The organism is Pedobacter jejuensis, from assembly GCF_003725795.1.
Classification (GTDB): Bacteria; Bacteroidota; Bacteroidia; order Sphingobacteriales; family Sphingobacteriaceae; genus Pedobacter; species Pedobacter jejuensis.
Genome location: NZ_RBEE01000004.1, coordinates 162,799 through 184,531 on the forward strand (window position 1 = coordinate 162,799; position 21,733 = coordinate 184,531).

Below are 21,733 nucleotides of genomic sequence, written 5' to 3' on the forward strand. Positions count from 1 at the left end.
TGAACACAGATTCCTGCGTTTTAAATACAACCCAGAATCTGCAATCAATGATATTTGTATTCGTTAATCAACAGAAAAGATGAATTATAAAATTTTAGGAAATACAGGATTAAAGGTATCAACACTTTGCCTGGGCACAATGAATTACGGCGGAAAAGGTTTTTTTGGCTACATGGGTAATTTGGATCAAAAAGAGGTTGATGAACAAATTAAAACCGTAACGGATGCAGGCGTTAACTTTATTGACACGGCAAACATTTATTCGGAGGGGCAATCGGAAATTATGATTGGCAATGCTATCAAAAACCTTTCGATTAATAGAGATGATTTAGTACTCGCTACAAAGGTTAGAGGTTCTATGGGGCAAAGTGAGAACGACAGAGGACTTTCGAAAAAACACATCATCCAGCAGGTAGAAGCGAGTTTAAAAAGATTAGGTACAGATTACATCGACCTTTACCAAATCCACACGGTAGATCCGCTTACGCCAATTGAAGAAACGATTAGAACTTTAAATGATTTGGTTCGCAGTGGTAAAATAAGGTATTTTGGCGCAAGTAATATGGCTGCATGGCAATTGATGAAAGGTTTAGCCTATTCACAGTATAATAATTTAGATAGATTTGCTTCGCTTCAGGCCAATTATTCTTTAGATGTTAGAGATGTTGAGCGTGAAATTGTTCCTTTATTATTGGATCAAAAAGTTGGTATGATGATTTGGAGTCCTTTAAGTGGTGGCTTGCTTACTGGAAAGTACAAACGAGATGGAAACAAAGAAGCTGGTAGGTTGAACAGTTTTCCATTCCCTCCTTTCCACGAAGAACGAGCGTATGATGTATTAGATGTTCTTGCGCCAATGGCCGAGGAAAAACAGGTATCAATCGCTCAATTGGCATTAGCCTGGTTGCTACAACAACCTGTGGTAAGTAGTGTAATCATTGGAGCTACAAAACTGCATCAGCTTAAAGATAATTTAAAAGCCGTTGATGTTAAATTTTCACCAGAAGAATTAAACTTATTAAATGATGTAAGCAAACTACCAGTCGAATACCCTGCAAATGTGCTCGAAGCTATGACATCTGACAGAAGTTCGGGAGTTGACTTTTTAAATGCCTAAATTTATAAATCCCAAAAGCATAATTTAAAAAGGCTTTAGTTTTGATAATGAAAAATACATCTCCTAACATCAAAAAAATAGATTCGGTAAAGGAACTGCATTCGTTTATGGGTTTACCAAGTCCGTTAAATCCATTAATTACCATTATAGATCATTCTAAAATCAATAATATTAGCGACCAGAAAATGCTTTTCGCATTCTACAATATTTCGATTAAAAGAGGCTTTAAAGGGAAATTAAAATATGGTAGAAACCACTATGATTTTGATGATGGAAGCATGTCTTTCATAGCGCCAAACCAAATTCTAAGCGTAGATAAAGATGAGGATAGAAACATGGATGGATGGTCTTTAATGTTTCATCCCGGTTTAATTGTGCAATATCCATTAGGTACGGCAATAAAAAATTATGGATATTTTTCGTATTCCGTAAATGAGGCTTTACACCTTTCAGCTGAAGAAGAAGTTACAATAGAAACAATTGTAAAAAACATTCAAAAAGAGATAGAATCCAGGTTGGATAATTTTAGTCAGGATGTAATTGTATCCAATCTCGAATTGCTTTTAAGCTATTGCAATCGTTTTTACAACAGGCAATTTATTACCAGGAAAATGGCAAAAAGCGACTTACTAACTAAATTTGAAACAATTTTAGAACAATACTTCAGTGGGAATTCTGATTACATCATACCAAGTGTTGAAAAATTAGCCGGCGAATTAAATGTTTCATCAGCCTATTTGAGTGATATGTTAAGAACTGTAACCGGACAAAATACGCAGCAACACATACATGATAAACTCATTGAAAAAGCGAAAGAAATTTTAATGAGTACAAATTTAACTGCTAGTGAAATTGCATACCAGTTGGGTTTTGAATATCCACAATCGTTTAGCAAGTTATTTAAAAGCAAAACGAAGTTAACACCAATTGAATACCGAAACAGTTTTAACTAATCGATTTTTCATTTAAATCAGTTTTCCGAAACCGAAAAAGGTTTCGGAAAACTGTACATATTAGTAACCTGGATTTTGGGTTAGGTTTTTATTTAATTGAATTTCTCGGGTTGGAATTGGATACAAAGCCAATGTTGAAACAATATTTCCAATCTGACCATTTGCAGGAACAAAATTCGCTTTATGGGCTTGCATTACTGGAACCATGGTTCCCCATCTAATTAAATCAAACCATCTTTCTCCTTCAAAACAAAGTTCAACCCTTCTTTCATGTTGTATGGTTGCTCTTGCATCTGTTTGAGAAAGACCAGTTTTAGGTGCAAGATTAGATCTTGTACGAATAAGATTCAATTGCGTTAATGCTTGCGTTGTTTTATTATTTTCGTTCAAAGCTTCAGCATACAATAAAATCACATCGCTGTAGCGTAAAATCGGCCAATCGTTATCGCCCTCGCTATTTGCACCAACACTTTGGTAAACAAACTTTTTAGCATAGTAATAAATCAATGTACCAGAAGCGTACACACCAATTGCTGTATTTAGGCGATTATCGCCAGGTTCGAATGTGGTATAAAGATCCCGCGTTCCGCTATTGTTACTATTTCCGGTAACCGCTGTAATGGTAGTACCCGATGGTTGAGGCACAAAACTTCTCGCAAAAGTATTGCCTTCTCCAAAACCTCCACCAATGTACTGAACGGCAAAGATTATATCTCTGTTGTTATCTTTCCCCTGTCCAAAAATTTGATCGTAAGGCAACAATGTTCCAGAAGTAGATGCAACAGTAGCAAGAATTGCTTCAGCTTGCGGAAACTTACTTTGAAACATATATACTTTACCCAAAAGTGCGTTGGCTGCAATACTTGTTGCCCGACCTACATCTGCACTGGTATAACTTGCCGGCAAAACTGCTGCAGCTTCTGTTAAGTCTTTCTCTATTTGTGCATAAACTGCCGCGGCAGATGCCCGGTTATAACTATAAGCCTGGCTTTCTGATGTAATCTCATTAAGAACCAATGGCACACCACCAAACATTCTTACCAAATTAAAATACATTAAAGCACGAAGAAATTTAGCTTGCCCGATATAACTATTGCGGTTTGCATCCGTCATAGGCGGTGTAGCAACATGCTCTAATACAATGTTTGCGTAGGCAATGGCAGCATAAAACCTTGCCCAGGCTCCCTGTAAATTTGCTGAATTAGCCGTCCAGGTTAATTTATCTTGTTCGCCATACAAAACTTCGCTTTCTCCATACGTTTGAGCATTATCTGATGGAAGTTCTCCAAAACCATATTGTTCATTATAAATCGGTCGCAAACTACTGTAAGCACCAGTTAAAGCAGATTTTATATCAATTTCTGTATTGTAAAATGTGTTTACCGGAACAATACCCTTCGGCGTTAATTCTACAAAAGATTTTTTGCAGGACGTTATAACCAAACTAAAAGTAAGTAAGGATATACTGCAGATGATTATTTTATTAATTTTCATGATCATTTAGTGTTAAAGCAATTAAAATCCAAAATTGATACCCAATATAATTGTACGTGCAGTTGGATAGGTTCCCTGATCTACACCTGGAGTTGTAGGATCGCCACCCATTATATTTGCCTCCGGATTATAGCCAGAATATTTAGTGATAAGGAATGGATTTTGAGCAGTTACATATATCCTTGCAGATTTAATGGCTATTTTTTGTAATAAATTATCATTAATGCGATATCCTAAAGTGATATTTCTCAACCGCAAGAAGGATCCATTTTCAACCGCTAAACTTGATAAAGCTGGTCCGGGAAGTGCCCCTGTTGAAACCGGACTTGGATATAAAACATCTCTTGTTGGAAAAGCCGGATCGAAATAGTTATTAAAATATTTACTTAATGAGTTTTGATTGTTGTTACCAGTTATGGTTTGCCTGTTGTTTCCGTTAATAATATTAACACCTTGAACACCTTGCACTAAAATACTCAAATCGAAATTTTTGTACTGAAAGCTATTGGTTAATCCGTAGGTAAAATCTGGTAAACCATGTCCAAGTTCTGTAACGTCATTTACATCAATTTTTCCATCGCCATTCTGGTCTTTTATCATAGAATCGCCAATATTGTTTCCTGACGTTACTTTTGGATTATTGGCTAAATCATTCGCGTTTCTAAACACACCAACAATTTCATATCCGTACATAATGCCTAATGGTTCGCCAACTTTAACCTGATACACATTGTTCCATCCGTTAATTGCTCTTACTGCAGGCAACGCGGTTGGTCCACCCAAATCAAGCACCTTTGTTTTATATGTCGAGAAATTAGCATTTGCACTCCAGGTAACCGCTCCAATTTTAAAGTTTGTATTTGCCGTAAATTCGAAACCTTTGTTTTCCAGCTTGCCAAGATTAGCCTGGTATGATGTTGTGTAACCTACATCAAGCGGTAAAGCCTTGTTCAAAAGCATTCCATTTGAGTTTCGGATAAAATAATCAAACGTCAGCACGATTTTATTTTGTAATAATCCTATATCTGTACCAATGCTGGTCTGGTCATTTTTTTCCCAGGTTAAATCCGGATTTGCAAAACCAGTTTGTTGCGTACCAAATACTCTGCCGCCACCGAAAGAATAGTTTTTGTTTAAGGCGATGGAATTAACGTAGGTAAAACTTCCAATATTAGCGTTACCTGTTCTTCCATAACCACCACGCAATTTAAATTCATTAATCCCGATTGATAAAAGTGGTTCTTTTAAAAATGGTTCCTCAGCCAATCTCCATCCCACAGAAAAAGATGGAAATACTGCAAATTTATTATTGGTTCCAAATCGAGATGACCCATCCTGACGAACGGCTGCAGTAAATAAATATTTCTTGTTATAATCGTAAGTGAATCTTCCTGCATAAGAAACAAAAGTATTCGCATCAAAAAGCTCAGTTCCAACCGTATTTGGCGAAGCCAACGGACTTTGAACTGATGTTGTGATAAATGTACCCGGTAAACCTGCGGTATAGTTGATTTGAGCTTCAAGTTTCTGGGCAGAAAATAAACCCAATAAATTAAAATGGTGCTTCCCGATTTGTTTATCATAGGTTGCCGTATTTTCCCAAACCCAATCAAAGCTATTACGAACGTTATCTGAGGCAAAAATACCAGCAAGTTGCGGATTAGCGCCCGATGCCGTTGGTGCAGAACTGTAAGCCATTGTGCCTGGAACATATCCGTGTACAATTTCATTTTCTAATGTAGCACCGATATAACTTTTTATCTTTAAACCCTCTATTGGTGCGTATTCTAAAAATGCATTACTCAGTGTTCTGAATGCTCTTGAACGATTAATTGATTGACTTAATATGCCAACTGGATTGTAAAAGTTAGAGGCAGAAAATACCGCTGTTGGCGATAAATTGTAGTTCAAATCCCTATCATAAGGCTGAGCGAAATCGCCATTAGCCCGATATACCGGAACGATTGGCTGAAATGTTAAGGCCTGGTTTAAAGGACTCGGCAAATTCAAATCGGCAAGTAGGCCTGGTACACCAATAATGTAATCATTCGGATTTGCCCCTGCTCCACTAGCCTGACCAGAAGAAGGCTGTCTGTATTGCTCTGAATAAGATGGAGAAACAGAAAAACCAAATTTCAGATTTTTTACTACATCTGCATCGAGATTTAAACGGGTTGTATAGCGGCTATACTCCGTACCAATTAAAACCCCTTTTTGTTTAAAAATACCTGCCGAAGCACTAAAACGAACTTTTTCACTACCACCAGATGCATTAAATTCAAAGCTTCTTATAGGGGCCGTTCTAAAAATTTCCTTTTGCCAATCTACATCAGGTAAGTTAGATATATCGCCATCTAAAATAGCAGGGTATTGAAGATTTTTGATTCGGCTAAGTGCTTTAACTTGTTGTACATATTGGTCTTTAGATAAAACATCAATGTATTTATTTACTTGCTGAATGCCAGAATATGCAGAAACAGAAAATACAGTTTTTCCCGACTTACCTCTTTTTGTGGTTACCAAAACAACACCGTTAGCCGCTCTTGAACCATATATTGCAGCAGAAGCAGCATCTTTTAAAACTTCAATAGATTCGATATCACTTGGATTGATAAGGCTAAAGTTGGCTCCAGTTTGTAAAGGATAACCATCAACAACGTATAAAGGATCGTTTGACGAACTAAGTGAACTAACTCCTCTAACCCTTATCGTTGGTGCAGCACCAGGTTTTCCACCCTGATCTGATTGCACTTGGACACCTGCCGCAAGACCGGCTAATGCTTCTCCTGGCGTACTAACAGGCTGATTGCCAATATTTTTACCTTCAACCTTTGTTATTGATGAGGTTACAGTAGAGCGAGATTGCGTACCATAACCTACAACCACCACATCGTTAAGTGATTGCAATGTTTCTGAAAGGATTACGTTAATGCTAGTTCTATTTGTTACCGGCACTTCCTGACTAACCATCCCGATAAATGAAAAGACGAGTATTTCATTTCCTTCCGGAACTTTTATGCTGTAATTTCCATTATTATCAGAAACTACTCCGGTTTTTGTACCCTTAATTAACACACTTACACCAGGAATTGGTCCGCCTTTACTATCTGTAACTTTACCACTTACGGTAATGGCATCTATTACAGGTTTAATAATCTGGTCATTTTTTTTGATGATAATCGTCGAGTTGTCTCCAAAAAACATCTCTACTTTTTGTTTTGAAAAGCAAGCTTCAAGAACTGTTTGCAGCGATGCATTTTTCAGTTTTAATGTAATGGGTGTAGCGCTGTTAATAACTGCCGCATCGCAAATAAAGTTATAGCTGGTTTGTTTTGTTAACTGGCTAAGAACATCTCTTACAGGCGCTGCCTTAACATTTATGCTTACCAGCTGCGCAAAACTGCCAGCGCTTACCTGCATAAAAGCAGCGAGTATTATTATAGTGGTGAGTCTCATAACTCTAAGGATCTTTTGCTTATAGCAAGGGCTATCCCCACAATGAAGTGGAGTAAAAATTTTATACATTTGGTTAGGATTAATTTAATTGCTTGAACGATTAATATGATCCGTATTGGCTAAGCCAATCAACTCCGGGAGTGCTGAGAACACTTCCGGTTTTTTGGATCTATGGTTTAGGTAGTTATTTTGCGATAACGGTGATCCTCCTTCCTTCTATTTTAAAATGGACTTTATCCGTTAATTCGAAATTTTTAAGCAGGCTTTTCAGGCTTTTAGAACGTGCATAATTTCCTTCAAAATTGATTGCTGAAACATCGCCTTTAAAATCCACATCAACATCATACCAGCGAGAAACCTTTTTCATTATAGAGTTGATATTTTCATTCTTGAAAACAAACATTTCATTTGTCCAGGCCATAACTTCATCAACATCTGCAGGTATAATTTTAAGGTTATCTTTTAGATTATTAACTGCCATCTGACCAGGAATAATCTTGATGTTTGATTTATTGTAATTTATTTTTACCGAACCCTCTAATAAAGTTGTTTCAATGAATTTATCATTTTCAAACGCCGTTACATTAAAGTGTGTTCCTAAAACTTCTATAACCTGTTTGCCAGCTACATCTACTTTAAAAGGCTTTTCCTTATTTTTAGCCACTTCGAAATAGGCTTCGCCGGTTAAAAAAACTTTACGCTCATTACCTGCAAATGCGTTTGGAAAGCTTAGCGATGATGATGAGTTTAGCCAAACATGAGTTCCATCTGGTAAAACTACATCATACTTCCCACCTCTTGGAATGGTTATTTTATTTAGTGTATTGGCGGCTGTTATAGAATTATTATTACTTCCCGATACCACAAGACCGTTGCCAGATTTAGTAATGTTTGAATTATTTTGTGTGCTAATGACACCGTTTTTCGAGCTTGTTAAATCGATGCTCTTACCATCAGCTAATGTTAAAGTGGCTTTGGTACTACCCGGTAAAATTTCGATTGCTTTTTTGGTTTCTGCTTTAGCAACCATTTTTGGCGCCTTGGTTACCGATTCGTTCGTGTTACGAACTAAAAAATAAGTTGTTACAACAAATAAAGCTGCTATTGATGCTGCAACTTTCCAGTTGAACAATCGCAATTTAATCAATGGCTTTTTTTGGCTTTTGATGCTTTGTTGAATCCTCGATTTGATTGTTTCTTTTATTATCTGATTATTATGAACCGAAAAGTCAATATCCGTCAATCCTTTTTCTTGCTGATAAGCAATAAGCAAATTTTCTTCTTCCTGGGTACATGTCCCTTGAAGATAAGCTTCGCAGAGGCTTAAATACTGGTTTTCAGTCATTACAGATTTATAAAATATTTGGTTTACAGGGGCTATTATAGATAGAGAGACAAAAAAGATATTGACACACACATAAAAAAAATATTTTTTTTTAACTAGAATGTTACAATTGCCTTTAAGCTATTTTTTATCTGATTATTTAATCATAGATTTATTTTCAAATATAATTATGCCCAGCAGTAAACTTTCTGATTTTGAATTATTACAAAGTGTAATTTGTGATAACGAAAAAGCCTTCAATGAGCTCTTCGAGCGCCATTGGTCGAAAGTTTATGGCGTATCTTTTAGATATGTAAAAGATGAAGAAGCTGCCATGGAAATTACACATGATGTGTTTTTAAACATTTGGAATAAGAGAGATAAACTAATCATTAATTCGTTTATTAATTACGTAATTGCTGCCGCAAGCTATCACAGCATCAGAAGATTTAAGCAAAAGAAAACCGTAACATTAAGCTATATCGAAAATTACGATCAAGACGATACCAATACACATGTTTCGACCACAAATGATGGTCATGAGAAAATCCTTGTTGAGGAATTAGACCAAAAGGTTTTGCGCTCTTTAGATGAATTGCCTAAAAGATGTCGTGAAATTTATTTGCTTAGCAGAAAAGATGAACTCAGCATCACCGAAATTGCAGAGAAATTAAATATTTCAAAAAGAACTGTTGAAAATCAAATCACAATTGCCTTAAAGCATATCAAATCATTGTTAAAAGGTTCTTACGTACTGTTTCTGTAATATCTCCCCTTCCTATTTTTCAATTATGCCTAAATGCAAATAGGCAGGTTTATCTAGCTACACCTCACACCTTATAAGAGTGCTATCCTAACTACTTTTCAAAACCTTTAATGCTTAAATGATGTCATTAAAGTGAAAAACATTTAACCTATGAAAAACGATTTTATGACAAGACGTGAAGCAGTTACAGGTTTAGGCGTAGGTATAGCCGGACTTGCAGTTTCTCCCGCTTTCGGTGCCGAAAGCAATATAGAACCTAGCAATGGATTTGCAGGAATGGAAAATCCAACTACGAAATATCCAAGACCTCCATTTAAGCCCCAACAACAGCCATTTCCTGGTTTATCCAGTAAAATGGATCCACAGCCAGACAATGGTGAAAAAAGTTATAAAGGTTCGGGAAGATTAACCGGAAGGAAAGCACTAATTACAGGTGGAGATTCGGGAATGGGCAGAGCAGCAGCAATTGCCTTTGCCAGAGAAGGTGCAGATGTAGTAATTAATTATTTGCCTGCCGAAGAAGAAGACGCGAAAGAAGTTATTGATTTAATTACAAAAGCTGGCAGAAAAGGCTATGCCATTCCTGGAGATTTACGTGAAGAGACCTTTTGCAAACGTCTAGTTGAAGATAGCGTAAAACGCATGGGCGGACTGGACATTGTAGTGAGTAATGCAGCTCGCCAACAAACCAAACCATCAATTTTAGATATCAGTAGCGAAGATTTCGATGCAACGATGAAAACAAATATTTACGGGCCATTTTGGTTGTTAAAAGCAGCTATTCCACATTTAAACCCAGGCTCGAGTATTATTGTTACAACATCAGAACAAGCCACAGACCCATCTCCAGAATTGTTTGATTATGCACAAACTAAAGCAGCAAACACAAGTACAGTACGTTCATTAGCTAAATTTTTAGCTCCAAAAGGTGTGCGTGTAAATGGTGTTGCTCCTGGTCCGATTTGGACACCACTGCAGGTTGCTGGTGGTGCTACAAATGAAAAATTAATGCAGTTTGGTAAAGCAACTCCAATGGGTAGACCAGGACAGCCGGCAGAATTGGCTTCGATTTATGTTCAGCTTGCAGATAATGGCGCAAGTTATTCAACAGGACAAATTTACGGTGCAATGGGCGGTGGTGGCCAACCTTAGATAGGTAGTTGTCGATTTTCAGTTGCCAATTACTTATTAGTTTCAACCAATTTTAAATCTTACTGTCTCGAATCTTGTTTGATCGAGATGGTAAGATTTTTAACGATTTAGATGCCAATTGACATCCAATCTGAAATTGTTGTTCAATTGAAATTTTATTAGCCTGACTTCCATTATTAATTTCATTCACATCATTAATGAGCTACTTTTTTTAGTTTACGTCACCCTGAATTTATTTCAGGGTCTTTTTTGCAGGAACGATGCTGAAATAAATCAAGCAAGACATTTCGTACAAGCAACAAAATATTAAGTTTTAGAATCAATATCAGCTTATTTAGATTGCCACAGAAACACAAAATTCACGGAATATTGCGTTTGCAATGAGGTAAAGAACAATAAGGTGTTCTAATGCTAAAAGCACCTTACTTTTGTTAGCTAAACCTGATTGCAGTGTAAAGCCCGCAATCCCGATTTTTCATCGGGAGCGGACTTGAAACGAAAAGCAGGACAGGAAAACCAAAAGAATTACTGAACGTAAGTTTCCAAAAAATTATTACCCTCAGTTAGATATTCATTTCTTCACATAATTAATAAACTGTTTCTTTTAGTCAACGTCACCCTGAATTTATTTCAGGGTCTTCATTGCAGGAAAGATGCTGAACTAAATTCAGCAAGACGTGTCGTACAAGCAATATGGCAATAAAACAGTAAAATATTAAGTTTCAGAATCGAACTTAAGGTATCAAGTAAATCACATATTAAAATAATGAACAAATTACACGCTTGTTCATTTCTGTTCATTCGCCATTTACGAAAACTTGCTAATTGTTAGTTTTCGTAAATGATGCATGACCAAACTAATTACATTCTTGCTTATTGTAATTTCTATTAATGCATTTGGACAAACTGGATGCAGAAGGATTAGTGATGGTGTGCTGTTCCAAAACCAAATACTTTTTAGTTCTGATTATAATTCCTTCATTCCATTTAATGGTGATGTTTCTATGTTTTGCTTACCTCCTGGAAATACAGGAACTTCTTGTAACATTAGAAATCCTATCACGCAAGTGACAAGTCCAGGCCGATTTGGCGCATATAGTGCAATTAATTGTGATATAGATGATTATACAATGGTTGCTGTTTTTATATCAGGAGTTTTCGGCATAAAGATGTTAAGAAGGTTCATTTTGCATAAATTTACAAGCTTTCTTATCTAGATATCAATGCGTTTTATCATCACTTTTAGATAAAATTTGCATACTTCTTCCACGGCCATTTCAGTATTTTTCCTAATGATTAAAATCATTTTATTTATATGCTTAAGCTGCTTAAGCTTTTCTGGTTTCGCAACAATCAAGCTTCCTAGCCTTGTTGGAAACAATATGGTGCTCCAAAGAGAAAAGCCTATAAAAATTTGGGGATATGGCACACCAGGCGAAAAAATTGTATTGAAATTTGCCGAAAAAGATTTTACAACTACAACATCAAGTTCAGGAAAGTGGGAAATTACCATGCCTAAAATGAAAGCTGGCGGTCCTTACCAAATGGTATTAACTGGCGAAAATAAAATTACCCTTTCAAATATTTTAATTGGCGATCTGTGGATTTGCTCAGGTCAATCAAACATGGAATTTAATCTTAAAGATGTTTTCAACGCAGATAGAGAGGTAAATGCAGCTAATTATCCACAAATAAGATTGTATAGCATTGATAAGCAAATTTCGCTCACCGAGAAAGAGGATACTAAAGGAAGCTGGAATTTGTGTACAAGTGATAATGCAAAATACTTTTCGGCTATCGGCTACTTTTTTGGCAGAAGAATTAACCAGGATTTAAAGGTTCCTATCGGTTTAATAAATGCAAGCTGGGGTGGCACGGTTATCGAAAGTTGGATATGTAAGGATGGCTTATTAAACGAAGAAACCTTTGGTAAAAAAGCACAGGAAGTTTCAAAGTTTGACACCGCCACCTACAATAAAAACCAGCGATTGCTGAATAATAAATGGGTAGCTGATTTTAACCGTCAGGATGAAGGCTTTAAAGACGGGAATTATATCTGGGGCAATGCAAACAGCTCAAACTGGAACAACATCAACATGCCTAACGGATGGGAATTTACAGGAAAACCAGATTTATGGGAAATGGATGGCATTGTTTGGTTTAAGAAAGAGGTTGAGCTTACGGAGAAAGATTTACAACAAAATGCAATACTGAATTTAGGTGTAATTTTAAATGCAGATAAAACCTTTTTCAACGGCGTGTTGATAGGAGAAACCGATGATGCATGGGGTAAAGTTCGAAACTATACCATCCCAAAAAAGCTTTTAAAAATTGGTAAAAATACTATCACGGTTCGTATTGAAAATTATGGCGGCGATGGTGGCTTCTCTAACAAAGCAGATCAATTCTATATTTATACGAATGAAAAAACGACTAATTTAGCAGGCGAATGGAAGTACAAAATTGGCTACAAATTAACAACTTATAATCGACCTGAAAAGCAAATCAATCCGAACACGTTGCCGACGCTTATGTATAATAATATGATTAGCCCTCTAGTTGATTTAAGTATTAAAGGTGTGTTGTGGTATCAAGGAGAAAGCAATTGGGATAGAGGATATCAATATCGTGAGCTTTTTCCAAGGATGATTTCAGATTGGAGGATGAAATTTAAGGACAAAGATTTTCCGTTTCTTTTCGTACAACTGGCCAATTACCATAAAAAAAGCGATAACCCTGCTGATTCTTATTTAGCTGAAGTTAGAGAAGCTCAGGACTTAACCCAAAAGGTTGAAAATACTGGAATGGTTACCGCAATTGATGTTGGCGATGCAGCAAATATTCACCCTAAAAATAAACAAGAGGTTGGCAGAAGATTGGCGCTTTTAGCCGAAAAACAGGTTTACAATCTAGATGCTGATTCGTTGAGTTCATCATACGAAAGTTTCAAGATAAATGGCAATTCAATACAGCTTAAATTTAAAAATGTTTATGATGGGCTGAAATCGAAGTCGGGCATATTGGGTAACTTTCAAATTGCCGGAGCAAATAAAGTTTGGTACTGGGCAAATGCAAAAATCACCAGTAAAAATACGATAGATGTTAGTAGCGATAAGGTTCAGGATCCAATAGCTGTTCGCTACGCATGGGAAGATAATCCTGCCGAAGCCAATGTGATTAACTCGAAAGGATTACCATTATTTCCATTCAGAACAGATGATTGGAAAGGAATCTCATATGGAAAGAAATAAATTTAGGTTATTAGGATTGTCATCTGTTTTTACCTCACCCTATTAAAATATTTGGTTTGGCTAATTTTGTGCTATCCCTCTCCTTTAAGAGAGGGATTAAATGGGCTGGTGAGTGGTGATCACTCGCTTATAAAACAGGTTTTCATCTCCCTATCTTCAAGAAGAGGGAAGCGATGCTCAATAAACAACCACCACCTTTCATAGGGCGAGGTTAAAAAACTATGTTTCAAAATTAATGAGCTGAAAACCTCACCCTGTTAAAGTTTTTGGTTTGGCTTATTTTGTGCTATCCCTCTCCTTGAAGAGAGGGATTTAATGGCCTTGTGAGTGATGGTCACTCGCTTATGAAACAGGTTTTCGTAAAGAGATGGTCTAATCACTATTCTCTTGATTTCTTAATGTTTTAAATCACGATATCATAATCGAAGATCTTAATTTCCTATTCTTTTAATTAATTCTATGCAAGCCCGGCTATTGTGGTATGGGCATTTCCAAACGCCAACTTTATCTTCCTTTGGCATTATTTCTCCACCTGCTGTAATGCCCCAAAACCACTCTCCTTTATCGTAATCTATAATTTTGTTCTTTACGAACAACCAGTTTTGAAGGCTGATATTTAAGAATTTTTCGTCATTTGTAATTTGCCAGGCATTAAAAAAACCAACCATAGCCTCTGCCTGTACCCACCAATGTTTCTCTTTGATAATATGGTTTTCAGCAGGTTCATATTCATACCACAAACTTCCATCAGCATCCAAACCATTGATAGAAACTTCCGCTATTTTTACTGATATGGATTTTACTGATGCAATTAGTGCCTCGTCTCCTACTGCCTCTGTTGCCTCCAGAAGCAACCATGATGCCTCAATATCATGTCCGTAAGAAATTATATCTGATTTAGCTTGCCAATTTTCATCAAAAAACAAGATTAGGTTTCCTGTTTCAGGATGTATGATGTGGATTAAAAAGTCGTTAATTAAACCGATGATTTTTTGCTTCAAATCCTCATCGGGCCAATTGCGGTAAAGTGTTGTAAACGCTTCTAGAACATGCAAATGGGTGTTCATTGTTTTCTTTTCGTTGGCATCTTTAGCACTCAAGCGTAAATCATCTAACGATTTCCATTCCCTATTGAAAGCTTCAAAATACCCGCCGTTTTTATCATCAAAACTATGATTGATTAAATCGTTGTACAGCTTAATTGCCATTGTTTTAGCATCTTCATTCTGGCTGGCTATATAATATTCACTAAATGCATAAATGGTAAATGCGTTGGCGTAAACTTGCTTTTTGGTATCAACAGGTTTTCCTTTAGCATCAATTAGCCAATAAACGCCACCATAAACTTTATCAATAAAAAAATTTGTTATGTAATTAAAAGCCCGATGGGCAATTTCCAAGTATTCTGGATTCGCCTTTAAATTATGAGCTGCAGAAAAAGACCAAAGAATCCTTGCATTAAGCACACTACCTTTTGGTGCAGAAAAATTAATGTTATTGTAATTATCGATTTTTCCTACAAAACCTCCATTAATCTCATCTACTGCAAAGTGCTTCCAATAGTATAGAATATTGTCGAGCTCCTGGCTTAATTCTTCCTGATATTTTTCTAATTCCAATCTCAAACCTATCTATTAATTACTAACAACTCTATTTTTCTCAATATTGTCTAAAATTCTGTTTACGGTAGCTGCAGAACGCAATTCATCAGCTGGTGTGTTCATCACATAGTCAAGCAGTATGGGTAAAGTACTGGTTGCAACATGCATTCTCGTATCCGAAGATGCATAATAGATAAAAACTTTGCCATCATCATCCAAAATCCATCCATTGCTGAACACTACATTCGATACATCTCCAATTCGTTCTTCTCCTTCTGGAGCTAAAAAGTAACCGGCAGGCTTATAAATTACCTTGGTTAAATCGTTCAAATCTGTCATAAACATATATAACACATAGCGTAAACCTGCAGCAGTATTCCTCACGCCATGAGCCAAAAACAGCCAACCATGTTCTGTTTTGATTGGTTCTGGACCCATGCCATTTTTAGCTTCGTAAACGGTGTGGTAATTTTTATTATCGACAATTAATTCTTTATCGATAACAGCATTTTCTATCGAATCGCTTAAACCAAAACCAATTCCACCACCGGTGCCGCTTTCTATAAAACCATCCTGCGGACGAGTATAAAAAGCATACTTTCCATCTACAAATTCTGGGTGAAGTACTACATTCCTCTGCTGTGGTGATGGTGTTTTTAAATCAGCCAAACGCTCCCAGGTTTTTAAATCTTTGGTACGCACTATGCCACACTGTGCAACCGCCATAGATTGATCGTGAGCTGGAGCACTGGGGTCTTTTCTTTCGGTGCAAAATAAGCCATACATCCAACCATCCTCATGCAACATAATTCGCATATCATAAACGTTGGTATCGGGCTCGTTTGTTTCAGGAAGCGTTACAGGCTCATCCCAGAAGGTAAAATTATCAATTCCGTTATCGCTTTCGGCAACACCAAAGAACGATTTTCGGTCGGCTCCTTCTACCCTAACCAATAAAATATATTTGTTATTAAATTTTATCGCGCCAGCGTTAAAAGTTGCATTAATACCAATGCGCTCTAACAAGTAGGGGTTTGTTTCCGGATTAAAATCATATTTCCAATTTAACGGCGCATGTGCAGCTGTTAGAATTGGATTTTCGTATCTGTCGAAAATACCATTGCCTATATCTGCCTTATTATTTTTAAGTGCAATTACGTGTTTAAAGTTTTCTTCTAATTGCTGCTTTCTTTTTTCAAAATCTATCATAAAAAAATTCTATATCTTTTTTAATCTTCTAATTTATTCCACCAGGTTTTTTTCAAAATGAATACGATTATAGCGAGTACGGCAATCGTTATAAAGAGTGGAGTGTGCATGCTTAAAATGAGGTACATTGGCAATATGGTTAAGCACAATTGAGCAATTATACCCAGCACAACATTAAACATATCTAGTTTAAATCTCTTATTGGCCTGAAAAGTTGGGTCATCAGCCATTACTAAATTATGCACAGGTTTCCAAAAACCCCATGGCCTCACGGTTTTGTAAAATGATTTAAGTACGGCTTCATCGGTTGGCGGAGCTGCATAAGTACCCACAATACAACCTATTAATGAAAGTACAAATAACAGTGGCCACCAATAAAGTGGTAAACCAGTTGTTAGATATGGCATAGCCAAAGCTGCTGCAATACCAACTGCCATACCACAGAAAAATCCATTGGCATTAAAGCGCCACCAGTACCATTTTAAACAATTGGCTGCAACATAACCTCCATACAAACCGCCCACTATCCATTGAAGAATATCATTAACGTTATTAGCAAAAAAACCAAGGATTACACCGATGGCAACAACCACTACACCGACAATATAATTCATGTTGATAACCTTTTTGGTACTGGCTTGCGGATTGATGTATTTTAGATATATATCATTTACAATATAAGCCTGCGCAGCATTTAAAGTTCCACTAAAAGTACCCATAAATGCACCTAATAAGCCTGTAAGCACAATACCTAAAATACCAACAGGAAGAAAATTATTGATTGTAGCCGGCAAAATTCTTTCGAAATCCGTAACACCATCCGGACCTTTTAAATAAATTTGATTGTAGTATAGAAGCGCTAAAACGGTTAAACCAATAACCATCGAATACCGAATTGGCAATAAAATAATGCTAACAAAACCTGTCATTTTACTTGCATCTTTAGGGCTTCGGGTGCTTAAAACCTTCTGCATATCGTAATTTGGTGCTGGTCCGGCCAGTGATGCAAAAACTCCTTTTAGCAACATCATTCCGAAGAAAATTCCGAATAAACTAAAACCATCATCGGCAATTTTTTTATTGGCATCGGCAGCGATTTTACTCCAATCTAAATCCAGTTTCCAGCTAAAAAATGGGTCGTCCCAACCTTTTGGCACGTTTAAAGTTTGCCCGTGGAGGTGATTCATGGCGATAACAGCAATTGCAACACAACCAATCGTCATGAAGGCATATTTAATCATATCACCTAAAACAATACTATGCATACCACCCAAAATGGAATAGAACATGGCGAAAAGTGTAAACACAATTCCGTAAAAATGTGGCACATACCGGGCAGAAACTTCAAACGGAACGTAAGCTTTTACATACTCCCAGGGAATGAAAATCTCCATAAACTTTCCCAATCCGATAAATCCATAAGCCAAAAACCCAAAGCAACTAATAAGCGCAAATGCAATAACCACGATATGCGAGCCTTTAACGCCTTTCCCAATGCTACCAAAACGAGTTTGTAACCATTCTGCACCGGTATTTGCGTTGCTTCTACGCAGCCATTTGCTCAGGAACATCATCATAAAAACCTGGTTGAAAACCGGCCAAAGCCATGGAATCCAAATGCTTTTTAAGCCATAAACAAAACATAGCGCTACCATCCACATGGTTCCGCTAATATCGAACATGTCTGATGCATCGCTTAAGCCAAGTTTATACCATGGGAGTGATTTACCGCCCATCATATAGCTTTCTTTATTTTGTTTAGCCTTTTTTCTATACCAAAACCCAATGAAAATCATTGTAGCCAAGTACAGTATGATGATTAAAACGTCTATTAATTGTAACTTCATTATAGGGTGATTTCTCTTTAATTATTTTGTTTATTTTACTTTATATATTTCTTTCCCGATATCGTTAAGAAAGAGTGTGCGAGCATCATTGTAAAAGTTTTTGAAATCTGGCTCACTTGGGTGACTGGGATAAGGTGCATAAAAATGACCGGTATGTGCATTTCGCCATACCATGATGTAAGAGATTTTGGATGCAGCGGTGTCACTCATAATTTTGTTAAAAACCGTCGTAAACCAATTTGGCTGCACAATTTTCTCCTGACCTGTTTCTGTTAATGCTGCAATTTTATTTTTGGATGAGGCATAATTACAAATCTGCCCGATTGATTTTACCGCTAACTCAACTGATTTTTCATCATTGATATCTTTTAATTCATAATAATTATCAAAGCCCAAAACATCAACATAATCATCTCCCGGATAGCGCTCCATATAATTATCGAAATTACCAGAAATCCTATCCGGAGAAAAGGCATACAGAATGTTGTGTAAACCCTTTTTATCCCGAAGGTATTGAACGGTAAATTGCCATAAACTTTTATATTCTTGTGCGGTACAAAATGGTTTGCCCCACCAAAACCAGTTGCCTGTATTTTCATGAAATGGGCGAAAAATAACGGGAACAGCTACACCCTTATCACTTTTTAATGATTTTATAAAGGCAGCAACTTTATCTAATGCAGCGGTAAATTCCTTATGCTTTTCTCCGCCTGGTAAAATAGCTGAAACACACTTGGTTGTATCATAATAATTTTTACCTGTAACAAAGTTTTGAACATGCCAGCTAAGAGTATTTATTCCACCCATTTTATAAGCTTGTAAACAATAACTTTCAAGTTTTTCGGCACTTTGAGTTTCTGAACCATCGCCTTTCGCAATGGATTCTAAATCCCAGCCAAAAAGTGCAGGATGTGAACCCGTTACACTTTTAACATCGCTTCTATCAAATTCACCTTTCCAGCCAATACCATACATTAAAGCATCCTGTTGACCTAATAAAACACCTTTGCCTGATACATTTTTTAGGTTATAAAATAAAGCCTTTGTTTCTGTAGTTGCTTTGGCATCAATAGTAAAATTTTGTAAAGTGGCATTTTGTGCGTTACAAATATTCAGCGCAGCAAATAAGAAAATAAGCCAAAGTGGTATAATTTTTTTCATCAGTATTAATTGTATATGGCGTATTTTTTTAGTCCCTTTTGAAGTAGGATTTTCTTACATTCTATCAGTTTTAAAAAGTCTGCTGCCGAGGTTTGCCCAGGATATGGAGCATAATAATGATTATCTTTTTCCTTTTCGCGATAACCTGCATTGCGCCAAAACAAAACATATGATGGTTTATTTGCTTCAATTACCTTTGCAAAAACATTGGTCCACCAGTTCGGATCAGGAATTTCTACTAAGCCGGTTTCGGCGATTGCACTTAATTTTTTATGCTCTTTAGCTATTTTATTCTGGATGGTTAACTTTTCAATTAAATCCAATTTAAATGATTCTCCTTTTTCTATTCCTCCGTATTGGTAACTATCAAAACTCAAAACATCAACAAATTCATTACCCGGATAACGTTCTAAATATTCCTTTTCTGATTTAAAATCGCATGGATTAAAAACATAAATGAGGTTGTGAAGCTGCTTTTTATCTCTTAAATAGTTAACCGTAAATCGCCAAAGGGCAATGTATTCTTTAGGAGCACAAGATTTTGTACCCCACCAAAACCAACCTCCGCCATTTTCATGAAACGGCCTGAATAAAATTGGAATAGATTTGCCATCAGTTCCTTTCAACGTTTTCACAAATACAGCAAACTTATCTAACCAGCTTTTATACAACAAATGTTTAGAGCCGTTTGGTAAAATGGATTTAACAGCAACTGAACTTGTATCCCAAGAAGTTTTGCCATTTGCTGGATTATCCATGTGCCAGCTTAAGGTATTTATCGTCCCTAAATCGTAGGCCTTTTTTATGTATTGCTGCATTTTGGCAAACGGAACACCATCAATATTTTGCTTTTTACTGTTTTCTAAACCTGATACATCCCAACCAAAAACTGCAGGATATTCTCCCGTTAAATCTTTGATATCGCTCCGGCCATTTTGGTATTTCCAACCTACACCATAAGCTAGTGCATCCTGATGCCCAAATAGCACTTCCTTACCAGATAATTTATTCAAGTTTTTATACAAATTTTTGGTTTGTAAAGTGGCTTTTGTATCTATTAATTGACCAAACACAGAAACGAAAGGCAGGCATAACAATATGCAAAATGGAAATACTTTTTTTATCATTTTCTACTATATCTGGCTAGGTATTGCGGCACATTTAATTAGCATCTAAAATACTTCATCATTTAGATTAAGAATAATACTATTTTAACCAATTAGTATATTATTAACATATTTAACGATACAATTAGAGAGCTAAGCTATTCTTAAACATATATATTTTAATTATCTTGCATCAATGTTCTTTTATCTTAAAGATATTTTTTTTGAACGTAAAAATTATGAATAACATCATTAAGGAGATAACTCCACTTACACAAAACGATTGTTTTACCATTTTCTCGAGGGTTAAAAAAGATTTTGATTTTCCCCTTCATTTCCATGAAGAATATGAATTGAACTTAATTTTGAATGCACCTGGTGCAAAAAGAATTGTGGGCGACAATGTCGAAGAAATTGGAGATATGGAATTGGTGTTGGTTGGTCCAAATTTATCTCACGTTTGGACAACCCACAATTGTACAAGCGAAGAAATTACAGAGGTTACGATTCAATGGCATAAAGATTTATTTGATGATAAAATGTTGAGAAGAAACCAGCTCAGTTTTATCCGCAAGATGTTTGAACGTTCTGTAAGAGGGATTTTGTTTCCAAAAGAAACTATCGAAATGGTTTACAAACGCATATTAGATATTAACCAATTGCAAGGATTTGATTCTGTGTTAGAATTGATGAGTATTCTGCATGATTTATCATCATCGAAAAGTATGCGGGTTTTATCTGATGCTACCTTTAATAACGACCAGGTTTTAAATTATAACAGTAGAAGAATTGATAAGGCTTTCGAGTTTATGAACGCCAATTTTAATAAGCCCATCACCCTGAAAGATTTATCGAAACTGGTAAGTATGACTGAGGTTTCTTTTAGTCGCTTTATTAAAAAACGTACCGGAAATACATTTATAGACAGCTTAAATGAAATTCGCTTAGGCCATGCAACACGGATGCTGATTGAAACTACACACTCTGTTTCTGAAATTTCTTATAAATGTGGGTTTAATAATATCTCCAATTTTAACAGATTGTTTAAGAAAAAGAAACATTGTACACCTAAAGAGTTTAGGGAGAATTTCTCTGGTACGAGGATTTTTATTTAGTGGAGCCTTTTTTACCTTACCCTATTAGCGGTTTTGGTTGAAGTACAGTTTTTGCTTTTCCTCACCTGAAAGAGAGGGATTTATGGACAGTAGAAAACCTACCGCACCATACTCATTAGCATTTAGGTTAAAAGCACAACTTTTAGTTTCCCTCTCCTCCCGGAGAGGGATGCAGTGAAAT

Annotated in this window: 15 protein-coding genes; 7 read left to right on the top strand and 8 right to left on the bottom strand. The window is 36.3% G+C overall.

The window, feature by feature from the left end; genetic code table 11:
* Positions 1-79 precede the first annotated feature (79 nt).
* Positions 80-1,117 (top strand): aldo/keto reductase, encoded by a 1,038-nt coding sequence (locus D7004_RS03265; RefSeq protein ID WP_123204442.1) that lies wholly within the window; start codon positions 80-82, stop codon positions 1,115-1,117.
* A 47-nt stretch (positions 1,118-1,164) separates the two neighbouring features.
* The gene (locus D7004_RS03270) at positions 1,165-2,070 is read left to right on the top strand and encodes a helix-turn-helix domain-containing protein (protein WP_123204443.1); all 906 of its coding nucleotides are present in this window, start codon (positions 1,165-1,167) and stop codon (positions 2,068-2,070) included.
* A 60-nt stretch (positions 2,071-2,130) separates the two neighbouring features.
* Here D7004_RS03270 and D7004_RS03275 read toward each other — a convergent pair whose 3' ends face one another.
* From D7004_RS03275 to D7004_RS03285, 3 genes are all read right to left on the bottom strand, one after another.
* The gene (locus tag D7004_RS03275; protein ID WP_167459388.1) at positions 2,131-3,564 is read right to left on the bottom strand and encodes a RagB/SusD family nutrient uptake outer membrane protein; all 1,434 of its coding nucleotides are present in this window, start codon (positions 3,562-3,564) and stop codon (positions 2,131-2,133) included.
* 21 nt (positions 3,565-3,585) lie between these two features.
* Positions 3,586-7,089: a SusC/RagA family TonB-linked outer membrane protein gene (locus tag D7004_RS03280; protein ID WP_123204445.1), complete on the bottom strand. Its 3,504-nt coding sequence runs from the start codon at positions 7,087-7,089 to the stop codon at positions 3,586-3,588.
* 115 nt (positions 7,090-7,204) lie between these two features.
* Complete coding sequence (locus tag D7004_RS03285; RefSeq protein WP_123204446.1) at positions 7,205-8,365, bottom strand: FecR family protein; 1,161 nt, start codon at positions 8,363-8,365, stop codon at positions 7,205-7,207.
* 169 nt (positions 8,366-8,534) lie between these two features.
* Here D7004_RS03285 and D7004_RS03290 point away from each other — a divergent pair, with 169 nt between their 5' ends.
* The 4 genes from D7004_RS03290 to D7004_RS03305 all read left to right on the top strand — a co-directional run bounded on the left by D7004_RS03290 (position 8,535) and on the right by D7004_RS03305 (position 13,513).
* The gene (locus tag D7004_RS03290) at positions 8,535-9,110 is read left to right on the top strand and encodes an RNA polymerase sigma factor (protein ID WP_167459390.1); all 576 of its coding nucleotides are present in this window, start codon (positions 8,535-8,537) and stop codon (positions 9,108-9,110) included.
* A gap of 150 nt (positions 9,111-9,260) precedes the next feature.
* Positions 9,261-10,262: an SDR family oxidoreductase gene (locus D7004_RS03295; RefSeq protein ID WP_123204448.1), complete on the top strand. Its 1,002-nt coding sequence runs from the start codon at positions 9,261-9,263 to the stop codon at positions 10,260-10,262.
* Positions 10,263-11,110: 848 nt separating this feature from the next.
* Positions 11,111-11,479 carry a hypothetical protein gene (locus D7004_RS03300; RefSeq protein ID WP_123204449.1) on the top strand — a complete coding sequence of 123 codons (369 nt, stop codon included), beginning with the start codon at positions 11,111-11,113 and terminating at the stop codon, positions 11,477-11,479.
* 165 nt (positions 11,480-11,644) lie between these two features.
* A complete protein-coding gene (locus D7004_RS03305) occupies positions 11,645-13,513 on the top strand; it encodes a sialate O-acetylesterase (protein WP_167459391.1) in 1,869 nt (622 codons plus the stop codon).
* 431 nt (positions 13,514-13,944) lie between these two features.
* On the opposite strand, the gene D7004_RS03310 is transcribed toward D7004_RS03305, so the two are convergent.
* From D7004_RS03310 to D7004_RS03330, 5 genes are read right to left on the bottom strand one after another with little or no spacing between them, the layout of a single operon-like run.
* Positions 13,945-15,138: an AGE family epimerase/isomerase gene (locus D7004_RS03310; RefSeq protein WP_123204451.1), complete on the bottom strand. Its 1,194-nt coding sequence runs from the start codon at positions 15,136-15,138 to the stop codon at positions 13,945-13,947.
* Between the two features lie 9 nt (positions 15,139-15,147).
* A complete protein-coding gene (locus tag D7004_RS03315) occupies positions 15,148-16,323 on the bottom strand; it encodes a glycoside hydrolase family 130 protein (protein ID WP_123204452.1) in 1,176 nt (391 codons plus the stop codon).
* Positions 16,324-16,343: 20 nt separating this feature from the next.
* Positions 16,344-18,170: a sodium:solute symporter family protein gene (locus tag D7004_RS03320; protein WP_123204453.1), complete on the bottom strand. Its 1,827-nt coding sequence runs from the start codon at positions 18,168-18,170 to the stop codon at positions 16,344-16,346.
* Between the two features lie 30 nt (positions 18,171-18,200).
* A complete protein-coding gene (locus D7004_RS03325; RefSeq protein ID WP_123204454.1) occupies positions 18,201-19,331 on the bottom strand; it encodes a glycoside hydrolase family 26 protein in 1,131 nt (376 codons plus the stop codon).
* A gap of 5 nt (positions 19,332-19,336) precedes the next feature.
* On the bottom strand, positions 19,337-20,458 hold the full coding sequence (locus tag D7004_RS03330) for a glycoside hydrolase family 26 protein (protein ID WP_123204455.1): 1,122 nt from the start codon (positions 20,456-20,458) through the stop codon (positions 19,337-19,339).
* A gap of 218 nt (positions 20,459-20,676) precedes the next feature.
* Between D7004_RS03330 and D7004_RS03335 the strand changes: the two genes are divergently transcribed.
* Positions 20,677-21,552, top strand: coding sequence for an AraC family transcriptional regulator (locus D7004_RS03335; RefSeq protein WP_123204456.1), 876 nt, complete (start codon positions 20,677-20,679; stop codon positions 21,550-21,552).
* Positions 21,553-21,733 lie beyond the last annotated feature (181 nt).